Origin of the sequence: Geofilum rubicundum JCM 15548, assembly GCF_000974365.1 — a bacterium.
GTDB lineage: Bacteria > Bacteroidota > Bacteroidia > Bacteroidales > Marinilabiliaceae > Geofilum > Geofilum rubicundum.
The window spans coordinates 17,261-31,082 of the sequence record NZ_BAZW01000051.1 but is presented as its reverse complement, the minus strand read 5'-3'; the positions used below and the strand labels follow the sequence as shown (position 1 = coordinate 31,082).

Below are 13,822 nucleotides of genomic sequence, written 5' to 3'. Positions count from 1 at the left end.
GAATGGGGGTGCGGTTCTCTTCAAAAAAGATCAGGTGAAGTTCCGGATGCTCAACACTCCCCTCAAAAACAAAAGACCCATCCTCAATGGTGGCCGTATCCAGCTCGGTGACACCCTGTGCCTCAATTTTTTTGAGATAGACCGTACCGGTCGTAATATCTTCAAAATTTCCCGACACCTTATAAGTGTCGGTTGAACAGGCTGCCAAGAAGCCCATTAATGCAAGTCCTAAAAATAATTTTTTCATTGGTTGTTGTTTGTTTTTTGATAATTATGGGATGGCTGTTTAACCCTTATTTTTTTAAGCCATCAAAGTACAAATCTAATAACATTCTGGCAGCTTCAAAAGAGCTTAACTCATCGTTTTTCACTTTCCCCTCTAATTCTGGCATCTTGCTCTTAATTAACGGGTTTAGAAAAAAGTTGTTTTTCAGTTTTTCCTGAATAGATTCCACCATCCAGTATTTGGCCTGCTCTTTTCTGTGGTCATTAAAAAAGCCATTTGAGCGGGTTTGTTTGACAAATTCTTCAATCATGGCCCAGACATCCGTAACACCGGATGATTTCAGCGAGGAGCAGGTTTCTACCCTGGGAATCCAGCCTGATTTGGAGGGCGGAAACAGGTGCAGTGCATTTCTGTATTGGGTTCTTGCCAATTCCGCCTTTTTTACATTTTGACCGTCTGCTTTATTCACCGCAATGCCATCGGCCATTTCTACAATGCCTCTTTTTATGCCCTGCAACTCATCACCTGCTCCGGCAATCAGTATCAGCAGGAAGAAATCCACCATGGAATGAACGGCCGTTTCACTTTGGCCAACCCCCACTGTTTCAATAAAAATGGTGTCGAATCCGGCCGCTTCACATAAAATAATGGTTTCACGGGTCTTGCGGGCCACTCCGCCCAGAGAACCGGCTGAAGGAGAGGGGCGGATGTAGGCATTGGGCATGGCGGACAGCTCTTCCATCCGCGTTTTATCACCCAAAATACTGCCTTTGGTCCGTTCGCTACTGGGGTCAATGGCCAAAACGGCCAATCGATGCCCCTCGTTAATTAAATGGGTCCCAAGCGCTTCAATGAAGGTGCTCTTGCCGGCACCGGGGACGCCTGTAATGCCTAGGCGGATCGATTTGCCGGCATAGGGCAGGCACTTCATAATGATTTGTTGGGCCAACTCCTGATGCTTTGGCAGAGAACTCTCCACCAGAGTGACGGCGCGACTTAAAATGGTAATGTTGCCGGCCAGTATGCCGGCCACAAATTGTTCCACCGTCAGGACAGGCTGTTTCGTTTTTAAAAAACGTTGGGCAGCCTCCGGATTTAATGAGGGCAGATGTTCGGTCCCTTTATTTACTTTCAGGCCTTTGAAGGAAGGGTTGTTTTCAACATGCTCCCGGCCTTTTCCAAAATGCATAGGATTTAATTTTCTTAAACTATTGACAGAGTTAAGAGATACTATCTCCTTTTCGGGTCATATATATACGTGTGTTTGTTCACCTGAAAGCCTATGGAGCTAAAACGGTGGCTGAAATTCTTAAAAGCATGGTGCTTTTTTTGGGGTCGTTGGAATAGACGGTGATGGATTGATTTTGACGGCCATTGCGCCCCCGGGTATTAAAACTGACCGGAATATTGGCACTCTCGCCTGGCTGAATGACCTCCTTGTCGGGTTTTGAGGCCGTGCATCCGCAGGATGTACGGACTTTTCTCAATACGAGGTTGCTTTTTCCCTCATTGCTGACCCGAAAGGTGTGCGCCACTTTTTCACCCTGTTTGACCTCTCCAAAATCATAGGAGGTCTCGAGGAATTGAATATCCGGTGCTGAGGCCAGTTGCTCGGCCGAATAGGCAGAGTAATCCTCTTCAATGGTCGCACTGATGCTGAGTCGACTGTCCTTAGGCTGCTCACCGTTCACGGCAATATAGACCTGATCCACCACAAAGCCCCAGTCGTCCACTTTTGAGGCATCATAAGTGGCCACTATCTGACCTTCGGCACCGGGCGCCAGCGTGGCCGGATTGGCGGCAATGGTAATGTGTGCAGGGACTCTGTTGAAGGAGAGCTTGACCGGTTTGTCAGAGACATTCAAAAGACCGAGGGTGGCTTCTTTTTGGGTGTCGGGCTCAACTCTGGTGAACGAAAGGTGAGAGGACTTCAGGCGAATGGCGCCTAAATCACGCGGATAATTGTCCGCCACCGTCCTGGCTTTCTCTTCCACGCGGCCGGTAATTCTCAATATCTCGGAAGCGTTCTCCGCATTGGAAGTGACCGTGATCGACTTATTGAAATTGCCCGGTCGGTTCCGTGGATCAAAAGTGGCTTTGAGGGTGCCTTTGCCGCCTGGCTGAATAGGTGTGCGGGTCCATTCAGGTGTTGTACACCCGCAGGAGGCCCTTACGTTGTGAATAACCAGGGGACTTTCGCCTTTATTGGTGAATTCAAAGGTGTAGACCACCACACCGCCATCTTCCTTTACACTGCCGAAGTCATGGATTTTTTTCTCAAATTGCAGGGATGGTTTGGCGTTTTGTGCGCTGACTGCCAGGGCAAAACCCAGCAGCAATAAAATAGAACTTATATATCTCATGATTTTAAAATTTGTTTTAATTTCTGATCAGGCATATGGGTTTATAACGTATTCCGGGGCCGGGTGTTTTGTTTTTGACGGCATTTCTTCCTGCATTAACTTCTTATTGACAAAAAGGTTTGCGTAAAATTATAAAAAACATCCCAATTATAACTTTTTCAGCAGAAATTGTGCCATGATTCCAGCTAACGGTCGGCTGATGAATGGCTGGCAAGGATTAAGTGACCGAGTCGGCAGTGGAGGCAGCGTTTAGGGCGACAATATTTTTGGGTCAGGTGAATCAATGCCTGGGTTTGAAAAGCAGAATTTATCCGGATGTCCATGTTCCGCCACCGGTTAACAATGGCATTTTCTTCCGGTGCGATGCTTTCCAGCCAATGGAGGGCGAGATCTTTCAATCTCTCATTGTCTCTTAGCTGTCCGTACCCATAAACAAGGGGGGCCAGGGTGTTGATGATGATTAGGTCGCCGGACCGTGGCCCCAGCCGCTTTATTTTATGCGGAGACGGTGCTTCCGGTCGGTAGTGCGTGAGCCAATAGCCTTCGAGGGATACATTCAGCATGGCCGACAGGGTTTTGGTATGGGGGGCTTTCATTATTTTGTCGAGCGACAGCCGGTTCTTGTGAAAAAGAGCGGCCATCTGCACCAATCTGATGGTTGGAAAGTTGGATGGTCTCAATCGCAAAAACTTCCAATGATATGCAGGCATGGGAGAAAGGCCGTATTTATGTCTCAGGTGATGATATTCCTTTTGCAGCCTTTGGATATAGGCCTCTTCTGCCACCAGGCCGGTTAAAAAACCGGCTTGACCCAGCAGCAAAGCCTCCAGTCGCAGCAGGTCATCACTGTTTCTCAGTAGGACCCGCCAGGGTGTTTGGCGCGCCAACTGTTCAAAGGGATCGGCATTGATGCCAAATCCAAAATTTCGTGCCAGCAGCACATATAAAACTTCATCCCAGTCGTTGTTGTAACGTTTCAGTAGCTGTTGAATCAAGTCCACTTTAATCTCCAGCTTTTCCACCATCATGCGTTCCAGCCAGGTGCTGATGACAAAGGGATCGACCTGCTTTATGCCGTGCAGGCAGGGAATTGAGTGACGACTCTGTTTGAGTTGTTGGTAGGCGGCCATTAATGGGGGAGGGATTTCCATGATCCAGGTAGGTACTATGGTCCCATTGGCAGTTGAAGCCTCCCTGTCATGTCTGGTCACCACATGCAAAATGACATTGTTAAAAGCCCTATTGGTGTGGTGGCCATGTTTGTGCCAATCCGATGATTTTTGATGGATCTCGATGTTTCCGGCCCATAGCGTATCACCAATTTTGACCTTCGCATTAAAGAAGTCGGGTCCCGCATCCGTATTGTGAAAGCCCGGATGAATAATATCAATGGGCTCTCCCTTTACGGTTTTGTATAGTCCGGGTTGATACAACTTGAAGCGCCATAAATGGTGCAGGAAATGCTCATTCATTGCAGGGTGGGTTAAATAAAAAATAAAAAGATCGGGCAATACTGCTTTATTGTGCCACCAATTTATTAAATTGGGGTAACAATTACAAATAAGTGTCAGATGAGGATCTTCTCAATCATGATATGCGGAAGAACATCTGACCAATTGGTTAACTTAAATTATATACGAATGAAAATACTTGGCGTTATTATTTTGGTGATCGGACTGGTCGGTCTGGTCTTTTTTGGTATAGAAGCCATGAATGATTCAGAAAGCTTTAGTCTGTTAGGAGTGGATGTGGCCGTTAGCAGTGCTAACTGGACGCCTGTCATCGTTAGTGCGGTGGTGGCCCTTATTGGTTTTTTTATTATGCAAAAGGGCAAATAAACCTTCTGCTTCTCTTCTTTGTTAAGTTAAATGTTCAGGCTGTTTTGTATAAAAATGGCCTGAATTATTTTCCTTAAATGGTCTGTAAGACTGATAAATGTTTTAGTTAATTGGGACAAGTATCGCTATTTTTGGAAATTGTAGAAAATTTCAAAAGTCTGGATGTTAAAAATCCGGTTATTAAGAACTTAACATTATTATCTGATGAGAAATTTAGTAGTACTTATTTTAACCATGGTTGTTATGGCGTCATGTGCTGGACCAGAGAAACCGGACAATCCGTTTTTTTCGTCCTACGACACACCCTTTGGTGTGCCCCCGTTTGAGTTGATTGAGGTCGGTCATTTTATGCCGGCATTTGAGGAAGGAATTAAGGAACAGGAAGCTGAAATTGAAGCCATTATCAACAATTCTGAAGTTCCGGATTTCGATAATACCATTGCCGCTTTGGATTATAGTGGTGGTTTGCTGAATCGGGTTTCCTCCGTGTTTTATAATTACAACTCCTCCAATATTTCTGATACCATTCAAAGTATTGCCAAGGAGGTCGCCCCAAAAATGTCGGCCCATTCGGATAACATCAGTCTGAATGCCGAATTGTTCGAACGCATTCAGGCCGTTTATAATCAACGGGAATCGTTAGACCTGACGGAGGAGCAGGCCATGCTTTTGAAAGAAACCTATGAGGGTTTTGTGCGTAACGGAGCTGCCTTGTCGGCCGAAAAGCAGGAGCGCTACCGGGAAATTAATCAGGAGCTTTCTGTTTTGACCCTCCAGTTTGGGCAGAATGTATTGGCGGATGTTAACGACTTTAAACTGATTGTGGACAATGAAGCCGATTTGGCCGGATTGCCAGCCTCAGTGGTCGCTACAGCTGCTGAAGCAGCTGCCAACGATGGTGCCGAAGGAAAATGGTTGTTTACATTACAGAACCCCAGCGTTATGCCCTTTTTGACCTATGCGGATAACCGTGCCTTGAGGGAAGTGATGGGACGTGCTTATATCCTGCGTGGCAACAACGACAACGAGAACAATAACGAGGATATCATCAACAAATTGGTAGAGTTGCGTTTGGAGCGTTCTCAATTACTGGGTCATGAGAATTTTGCCCAGTTTGCCTTGCAGAACCGTATGGCAGGGAATGTGGAGACCGTAGAGTCGTTTCTTCAACAAATTTGGAACGCTGCCTTACCCATTGCCAGAGAAGAGGCAGTAGATCTGCAGAAAATGATTGATAGCGAAGGGCATGATTTTGATCTGGCCTTCTGGGATTGGAGATATTACGCCGAGAAAGTCCGTAAAGAGAAGTACAATATTGATGAATCAGAAATTCGTCAGTATTTCGAAATAAACAACGTGCGTGATGGCATTTTTATGGTGGCCAACAAATTATTTGGTCTGCAATTTAAACAACGCGAAGATGTGCCGGTCTACCATACTGAAGCCACCGCCTGGGAAGTTCAGGAAGCAGATGGGACGCATGTGGGTATTTTGTACATGGATATGCATCCCCGTGCCAGCAAGCGCGGTGGCGCCTGGATGAGCAGCTACCGCAAACAGCAGGTGGATGCCTCCGGTGAATTTGTGCCTCCGGTGATCACCATCGTGTGTAACTTTACCGCCCCAAGTGAGAATCAGCCTGCTTTACTCAGCTTTGATGAAATGACCACCTTCTTTCATGAATTTGGACATGCCCTGCATGGCTTGCTCTCTGATACGCAATACCATGGCTTGTCGGGCACCTCTGTGCCGCGCGACTTTGTAGAACTGCCATCGCAAGTGATGGAAAACTGGGCCAAGCACCCTGAAGTATTGAAGCAATTTGCCAAGCATTACGAGACAGGTGAAGTCATTCCCGATGAATTGATCGACCGTATCAAGGAGAGTTCCAATTTTAATCAGGGTTTTGCCACCGTTGAATTCCTGGCTTCTGCCTTGCTGGATATGGATTACCACACAATGAATGCTTATGAGCCCTTTGATGTCAACGCCTTCGAAAAGCAGGTGCAGGAACGCTACAACATGATGGATGAGATTTATTTTCGCCATGGTAGTCCCCACTTCCAGCATATCTTTTCTGGTGGATACTCTGCGGGTTATTACAGCTATATCTGGGCAGGCGTTTTGGATGCCGATGCCTTTGAGGCCTTTGTGGAGACCGGTGATTTGTTTGACCAGACCACCGCTACCAAATTCCGGAAAGAAATTTTGGAGAAGGGTGGTACACGTGACGCCATGGAAATGTACAAAGCCTTCCGCGGCAGTGAGCCCGGCATCGAGCCTTTGTTGAAGCAAAGAGGTTTGGTGAGATAGAAAGAATGATGTAAATGTAACTCCACTGGAGTATGGAAACAAAAAAAACGGCCTCAGGGCCGTTTTTTTGTTGGTAACAATTTGTTGTTTTATAAGTATTGGTCGAGCAGGCCAGCCATCTCTGTTTGCACTTCCTGAGCCGCGCTGCGGGCCTTGGCTGCAAAATCTTCTCCTGAGCTGGCATAAATGATTTGCCGGGAAGAGTTGACCAGCAGGCCACATTGCTTATTCATGCCATAGCGGGCCACTTCTGCCAGGCTGCCGCCCTGGGCCCCAACGCCGGGTACCAAAAGGAAATGGTCGGGAACGATTTTCCGTATATCGCTGAGTGTTTCAGCTCGGGTGGCACCTACCACGTACATCATATTTTCTTCATCGCCCCACTCGGACGAATACTTCAACACCCTTTCAAACAAACGCTCACCATCTTCACTCATGTATTGGAAGTCGTCCGCTCCCTTATTGGAGGTAAGCGCCAGCAAAATCACCCATCTGTCCACATAAGTCAGGAAGGGCTTTACCGAATCCTCTCCCATGTATGGGGCCACGGTAACCGCATCAAAATCCATGGAGTCAAAGAAGGCCCGGGCGTAGAGACTGGAAGTGTTACCTATATCGCCCCGTTTGGCATCGGCAATGATGAAGAGATCCGGGTAATTGTAGCGAATGTAGTTAACCGTTTTTTCCAGACTGTTCCATCCGTTAACGCCCAGACTCTCGTAAAAGGCCAGATTGGGCTTGTAAGCCACCGCCAGATCGTGTGTGGCGTCTACAATCTCCTTGTTAAAGGCAAAGATGGCATCGGTCGTGTCCAGCAGGAAACGGGGGATTTTTTGAATATCGGTATCCAGGCCCACACAAAGGAAGCTCTTCTTTTCCCTGATTTGTTGAAATAGCTGTTCTTTGTTCATATGTAGCAGGTTATGTTGTTTCTACTATAAATCATAGTTCGTTATTGTTTTAACCTAACGATCTAATGTATAAAGATAAGGACTATTATCGAAGAAAGTTGAATTATTTGTATCGCCCAGCGAGCCACGACTTAAAAGAAAGCACCTGTTTTTTCGACTTGTTTAGGTTGGATGGCTTATGTGATTTTTGCCATGAGAAATTACATCTCCGCTTCCTTGAGCCGCTCAGCATTCTCTTCCATCTGCAATTTGTTAATGATGGGTTCGATGTCACCATCTAAAATGGCCGGCAGATTGTAGAGGGTGAAGTTGATGCGGTGATCGGTTACACGCCCCTGCGGGTAATTGTAGGTACGAATTTTGGCCGACCGGTCGCCCGTTGATACCATGGTTTTGCGCTTGGAGGAGATTTCATCGAGGTATTTTTGGTACTCCAGGTTGTAGATGCGCGTGCGCAGCTCAATCATCGCCTTATCGAGGTTTTTGAGCTGGGATTTCTGGTCCTGACAAGTGACCACAATGCCGGTAGGTATGTGGGTCAGACGGATGGCCGAATAGGTGGTGTTGACCGATTGTCCCCCCGGTCCCGAAGAACAGTAGGTGTCTTTACGGATGTCTTCCTGGCGAATGTTCACATCAAACTCTTCGGCTTCGGGCAGTACAGCTACGGAGGCGGCGGAGGTATGCACGCGTCCCTGCGTCTCGGTCTGTGGTACCCGCTGCACGCGGTGCACGCCCGACTCGTATTTAAGAATGCCATAAACGTCTTTGCCGGACACATTGAATACGGCATCTTTGTAGCCGCCTGATGTGCCTTCAGAAACGTGGGTAACCTCGACTTTCCAGCCTTTTTTCTCGCAAAATTTGGTGTACATGCGAAACAGGTCGCCGGCAAAAATACTGGCTTCATCGCCACCGGTGCCGGAACGGATTTCCACCACGGCATTTTTCCCATCTTCAGGGTCGGAAGGTAAAAGCAGGATCTTGATCTCCTCTTCCATGGCCGGTACCTTCTCTTCCATTTCTTCCAATTCGGCACGTGCCATTTCCCGCATCTCCTCATCCTTCTCTTCCTTGAGCATGAGTTTGGTGTTGTTCAGGTTTTCTATCAGGTTTTTATATTCCTTGGATACAGCCACCAAATCTTCCAGTTCCTTGTATTCCTTGTTGAGTTTTATATAGCGTTTGGTGTCGTTGATTACTTCCGGGTCGGTAATCTGGGTGCCAATTTCTTCAAAGCGTCTGCGGATAGCTTCCAGCTTATCCATGAGTGAATTATTTAATGACATAGCAGTGTTTTAAAAGGGTGTGTGCGTGATAAAAAAGAACAGGCATGGGCCAAAATCAACGGGGGAGTAGCTAATAGAAAAATTCACCGAAGCCGCTTCTGATGGTCAGACAGGCTTTTTCTGCAGGTTCGCAGCGACCTATGATTTGGGCCTCAATGTTGAAGGCCGCAGCAACATCCATGATGTCTTGTGCGTGTTCAGGCTTGACATAGATTTCCATGCGATGGCCCATGTTAAAGACTTTGTACATTTCGGCCCAGGGTGTTCCTGAAGCTTTTTGTATCATGGTAAACAGGGGAGGTACCTCAAAAAGGTTGTCTTTGATGATGTGCAGTTTATCCACAAAATGCAATACTTTGGTCTGTGCACCACCCGAGCAGTGCACCATTCCGTGAATGTTTTTGCGGTATTTCTCAAGGATCTGCTTGATAACCGGACCGTAGGTGCGGGTAGGGGACAGAACCAGCTGTCCGGCATCTATGCCCAATGCCTCAACTTTCTCGGTCAGCGAGTGGTGGCCAGAATAAATCAGGTCTTCCGGGACTTCAGGGTCAAAACTCTCCGGATATTTCTCTGCCAGGTATTTGGCGAAGACATCGTGACGGGCGGATGTGAGACCGTTGGATCCCATTCCTCCGTTGTATTGGTCCTCGTAAGAGGCTTGTCCGTAAGACGCCAGTCCCACAATGACATCGCCCGCTTCAATGCGGTCGTTCGAGATGACATCTGACCGCTTCATGCGGCAGGTGACTGTTGAATCAACAATGATGGTGCGCACCAAATCGCCTACATCAGCGGTTTCGCCTCCTGTGGAATAAATGCTGATGCCATTGTCGCGCAATTGCTGAAGCACCTCTTCAGTTCCATTGATAATGGCCGAAACCACTTCTCCAGGGATTAAGTTTTTATTGCGGCCGATGGTGGATGACAAGAGAATGTTGTCCGTGGCGCCCACGCAAAGCAGGTCGTCCACATTCATGATAATGGCATCCTGAGCAATGCCCTTCCATACCGAAAGGTCACCCGTCTCCCGCCAGTACATATAGGCCAGTGACGACTTGGTGCCGGCGCCATCTGCGTGCATGATGTTGCAGTAGGCCTCATCACCGGCCAGGATGTCAGGTACGATTTTGCAAAAGGCTTTGGGAAACAACCCTTTGTCAATGTTTTTAATGGCCTGATGCACATCTTCTTTGGATGCAGAAACACCTCGTCTGTTGTATCGGGAATCGGTACTCACCATAGTTGTTTTGGTACAAAATTTACAGACCGCAAAAGTAATATAATCTTTTGGTATCATCAACCATCTTTAGCGTATAATGCTAAATTCTACCCGGTTGTTCAGTTGATGGGCAGTCCTTTGATCACCTCTGCTCAGGCGCTGAATAAATTGGGGTGTCAATTCATCGTTTTCACGCAGAAAGAGGTGTTGCCGGGCCAGATGGGTATCCACCTTAAGCGGCCGGTCGCCTCCAAATCCACGTGCCGTTAGTCGCTCCGGGGCCACGCCTTTTTCTGTCAGGTAATTGAGCACCTCTTCGGCTCTTTGTTGCGATAAAATGAGTAAGTCGGTTTCATCTCCTTGGCCGTCGGTGTGCGCTGAAATTTGCAAAGCAATGCTTGCATTGTCCTTGAGCAGGGACACGACCTGGTCCAGCTCTGCCTGCGCCTCCGGTTCCAGCTGGTAGGCTCCTGCATCGAATTGCAAATTGTTGAAAATCATAGGCCGTTCAGCGTTTTTGAGCGTAATGTTGAGGTTGAATTGCCGGCTTTCTGTCAACCCTTTGGTGCTCACTCTTTCCCGGTGGTTGAAGTACCCCGGGGCCGAAACCAGCATGGTATAATCATTGCCCGGCTCCAGTAAAATGTTGAAAGTGCCGGCAGGTTCTACATCCATTTGCATATTGGTGCCATCTGTTCCCACCACTCTGACTTGGGTGTTGCCGGGCAGGTCTTCCTCGTTCTCCGTACCGATGGTGCCTGCTACAACGGGCTGTATAACGGGCATGACAAAAGAGAAGATGTTTTCATAGCCTCTGGGATTGTCTCTGGAACTCGAGAAAAACCCAGCTTCCCGGTTGCGGTAAAAAGTGATGCCCAAATCGTCCGCATTTGAATTGATGGGTTGGCCCATATTGGTCACTTTCCAACGGTCCTCCTCCAGCTCTTCTGCACGGAATATATCGAGTCCCCCATAACCTACCAGACCGTCAGAGCTAAAGTACAGGATGCTGTCTTCGCGCAAAGAGGGAAACATTTCATGGCCTGCGGTATTGATGTCCATGCCCAGATTCACAGGGATTCCCCAGCCGTCACCGATGCGTTCCACCTTCCAGATGTCCTTTCCCCCGAAACCACCCGGCATGTCCGATACAAAGTAGAGCCTGGAACCATCTCTGGAAATGGCCGGGTGTGCGTAGATGAGGGTGTCGGGCCCCAGGTCCACTTCAACGGGCTCTGACCATCGGCCGCCCACCCGTTTAATGGTCCAGATTTCCGCTCCCATGGGTTCTGTTTTTTCATAACGGGTTCTGGTAAAATAGGCATCGCGGCCATCTTCGGTCAGAGAGATGGCGCCATCTTCAAAAGAGCCGTCCATTTCCTGATTGAGTATGGGTTCCGGCTCCTGCCAGTCTCCTCTGGAATCCTGAATGGCGCTATAGATAACCGAAGTTCCCTGTCCGGTAATCTTGTTCACCTGCCGTCTCTTTTTCCCTGCATTACGCATGGATGAAAAATAGACCTGAGAGGGATCGTCCGGTGCAATAAATGGTGCGTAATCACTGTTTCGGGAATTGAGTTTTCGGATATCCTCCATTTCATATTGTTTGGGCTCGGGCGGATCCATGGCCAGGCGGGCGGAAGCCCGGCCATTGAAGGCCAGTTGGTCACCCGATACCTCCGACAAATATTCTTCAAACAGCACCAAAGCATCCTCATAGTCCCCGTTCTTTAACAACTGACGGGCCTGCTGCAATTTGGCGCTGCGGTCCGCATAGCCAAACCTGATGGCCCGTCCATAGGCGGCAGCTGCTCTTCTGGGCTGGTTGGTGATACGGTAGCTTTCAGCCAGGTAGAAAGAGGCTTCCCCCCGATAGTAGCGGTTTTTTTCGCGTCGGTAGGCTTTGTTGAGGGAAGTGATGGCACGGTCATACTCGCCTATATCATAGGCCTTAACAGCTTTCCCTAATCTGCCGGTACCGGAACATCCGGTTAGAAACATCAAAGATGCGGTGATGGTGATGATTGTCAGGATGGAACCTATACGATTCATATGGTTTACGTTTGTTCTAATTGAGGCTGATGAAAAAGTATGGTAAATATAGTGAACACATCCCTAATTGATGGCACACTAGAAGAAAAACGATGATCTTGTCATATTATTTTGTTCCCGGCTCACGGGAAATAAAAAAGCCGGCATCGCCGGCTTTTTATTGGTTGTGTTTATGGTTCTAATCGTCTGCTTTATACTAAATGTGAATAACCTCTCCATAAGCCGCTGCAGCCGCTTCCATAACAGCTTCAGACATGGTCGGGTGCGGATGAACGGCTTTAATGAGCTCGTGACCGGTGGTTTCCAGTTTACGGGCCGTAACCAACTCAGCAATCATCTCCGTTACATTGGCGCCGATCATATGAGCGCCCAGTAATTCGCCATATTTGGCATCAAAAATCAGCTTTACAAAACCGTCCTTATGTCCCGCAGCGCTGGCCTTACCAGATGCGGAGAAGGGGAATTTACCCACCTTTAGTTCGTACCCGGCCTCTTTGGCCGCCTTTTCCGTCATGCCCACCGACGCAATTTCGGGTCCGGTATAAGTACAACCCGGAATGTTGTTGTAATTGAGCGGTTCCGGATGGTGCCCGGCTATCTTCTCAACACAAAGAATGCCTTCGGCAGATGCCACGTGGGCCAGGGCCTGACCAGGCACGATATCCCCAATGGCATAAACACCCTCGACGGAGGTTTGGTAAAATTCATTCACCTTAACACGGCCGTTTTCAATCTTCACACCGGCTTCTTCCAGACCAATGCCTTCGATGTTGGGGGCAATGCCAACGGCAGAAAGAACGATGTCGGCTTCCACGACTTCTTCCTTGCCTTTTTTATTTTTGATGGTCACTTTTACCAATTTTCCGGAAGTGTCAACGGCAGTTACCTCTGAACTGGTGCGGACATCAATGCCGTCTTTCTTGAAGGAACGGGCCAGTTGTTTGGAAACCTCTTCGTCTTCCACCGGTACAACATTGTCCAGAAATTCGACCAGGGTAACCTTGGTTCCTATGGTGTTGTAGAAATAGGCGAATTCACTGCCAATGGCTCCTGAGCCAACTACCACCATCGATTTCGGTTGCTTATCGAGCACCAAAGCTTGCCGGTAACCAATTACTTTTTTGCCATCTTGCGGCAGGTTGGGCAACTGGCGACTTCTGGCGCCGGTGGCCAATATGATGTGTTTGGCTTCGTAGGTTTCTTTTTTATCCTCGTTGTTGGTAACCTCTACTTTTCGGTCTTTGGTGAGTTTAGCTGTCCCCTGAATAACCGTTATTTTGTTTTTCTTGAGAAGGAACTGAACGCCTTTGCTCATGCCATCGGCCACCCCGCGACTGCGTTTGACCATGGCAGAGAAATCGGCCTTGGCCGTTCCTTCAATGGTCACTCCGTAATCGGCTGCATGGTTGAGATAGTCAAACACCTGGGCGCTTTTGAGCAACGACTTGGTGGGGATACAGCCCCAGTTTAGGCATACGCCACCCAGCTCTGCTTTTTCAACAATAGCCACGTTTAAGCCCAATTGTGAGGCTCTGATGGCGGTCACATAGCCGCCAGGACCACTTCCGATAACTAAAATATCATATTTTTCCATCTGTCTGAAATTAA

Annotated in this window: 11 protein-coding genes; 2 read left to right on the top strand and 9 right to left on the bottom strand. The window is 48.0% G+C overall.

Translation table 11 applies throughout. The features are described from left to right. The 4 genes from JCM15548_RS16540 to JCM15548_RS16525 all read right to left on the bottom strand — a co-directional run. A partial coding sequence (locus JCM15548_RS16540) for a DUF4369 domain-containing protein (protein WP_157482859.1) occupies window positions 1-247 on the bottom strand: 247 nt, incomplete at its 3' end. Window positions 248-293: 46 nt separating this feature from the next. Next, window positions 294-1,415 (bottom strand): methylmalonyl Co-A mutase-associated GTPase MeaB, encoded by a 1,122-nt coding sequence (gene meaB, locus JCM15548_RS16535; protein WP_062127740.1) that lies wholly within the window; start codon window positions 1,413-1,415, stop codon window positions 294-296. A gap of 91 nt (window positions 1,416-1,506) precedes the next feature. Then, window positions 1,507-2,589: a DUF1573 domain-containing protein gene (locus tag JCM15548_RS16530; RefSeq protein WP_062127738.1), complete on the bottom strand. Its 1,083-nt coding sequence runs from the start codon at window positions 2,587-2,589 to the stop codon at window positions 1,507-1,509. A 185-nt stretch (window positions 2,590-2,774) separates the two neighbouring features. Beyond that, window positions 2,775-4,061 (bottom strand): DUF2851 family protein, encoded by a 1,287-nt coding sequence (locus JCM15548_RS16525; RefSeq protein WP_083985203.1) that lies wholly within the window; start codon window positions 4,059-4,061, stop codon window positions 2,775-2,777. 168 nt (window positions 4,062-4,229) lie between these two features. Here JCM15548_RS16525 and JCM15548_RS16520 point away from each other — a divergent pair, with 168 nt between their 5' ends. Together JCM15548_RS16520 and JCM15548_RS16515 are read left to right on the top strand one after the other, a co-directional pair. After that, entirely contained in the window at window positions 4,230-4,427 is a 198-nt protein-coding gene (locus tag JCM15548_RS16520; protein ID WP_062127735.1) for a hypothetical protein, read from the top strand. Between the two features lie 204 nt (window positions 4,428-4,631). Next, window positions 4,632-6,740: a M3 family metallopeptidase gene (locus tag JCM15548_RS16515; RefSeq protein ID WP_173427669.1), complete on the top strand. Its 2,109-nt coding sequence runs from the start codon at window positions 4,632-4,634 to the stop codon at window positions 6,738-6,740. A gap of 89 nt (window positions 6,741-6,829) precedes the next feature. Here the strand turns inward: JCM15548_RS16515 and pyrF are convergent, their stop codons facing one another. The 5 genes from pyrF to lpdA form a co-directional block, all read right to left on the bottom strand. After that, entirely contained in the window at window positions 6,830-7,651 is an 822-nt protein-coding gene (gene pyrF / locus JCM15548_RS16510; RefSeq protein ID WP_062127732.1) for an orotidine-5'-phosphate decarboxylase, read from the bottom strand. A 200-nt stretch (window positions 7,652-7,851) separates the two neighbouring features. Beyond that, window positions 7,852-8,940 (bottom strand): peptide chain release factor 1, encoded by a 1,089-nt coding sequence (gene prfA / locus JCM15548_RS16505; protein ID WP_062127729.1) that lies wholly within the window; start codon window positions 8,938-8,940, stop codon window positions 7,852-7,854. 70 nt (window positions 8,941-9,010) lie between these two features. Continuing rightward, window positions 9,011-10,183, bottom strand: a complete 1,173-nt coding sequence (locus JCM15548_RS16500) for an AIR synthase related protein (protein ID WP_062127727.1) — start codon at window positions 10,181-10,183, stop codon at window positions 9,011-9,013. A gap of 66 nt (window positions 10,184-10,249) precedes the next feature. Next, window positions 10,250-12,214 (bottom strand): PorE family type IX secretion system protein, encoded by a 1,965-nt coding sequence (gene porE, locus JCM15548_RS16495; protein WP_062127725.1) that lies wholly within the window; start codon window positions 12,212-12,214, stop codon window positions 10,250-10,252. Window positions 12,215-12,410: 196 nt separating this feature from the next. Continuing rightward, window positions 12,411-13,808: a dihydrolipoyl dehydrogenase gene (gene lpdA, locus JCM15548_RS16490; RefSeq protein ID WP_062127723.1), complete on the bottom strand. Its 1,398-nt coding sequence runs from the start codon at window positions 13,806-13,808 to the stop codon at window positions 12,411-12,413. Between the last annotated feature and the right edge of the window lie 14 nt (window positions 13,809-13,822).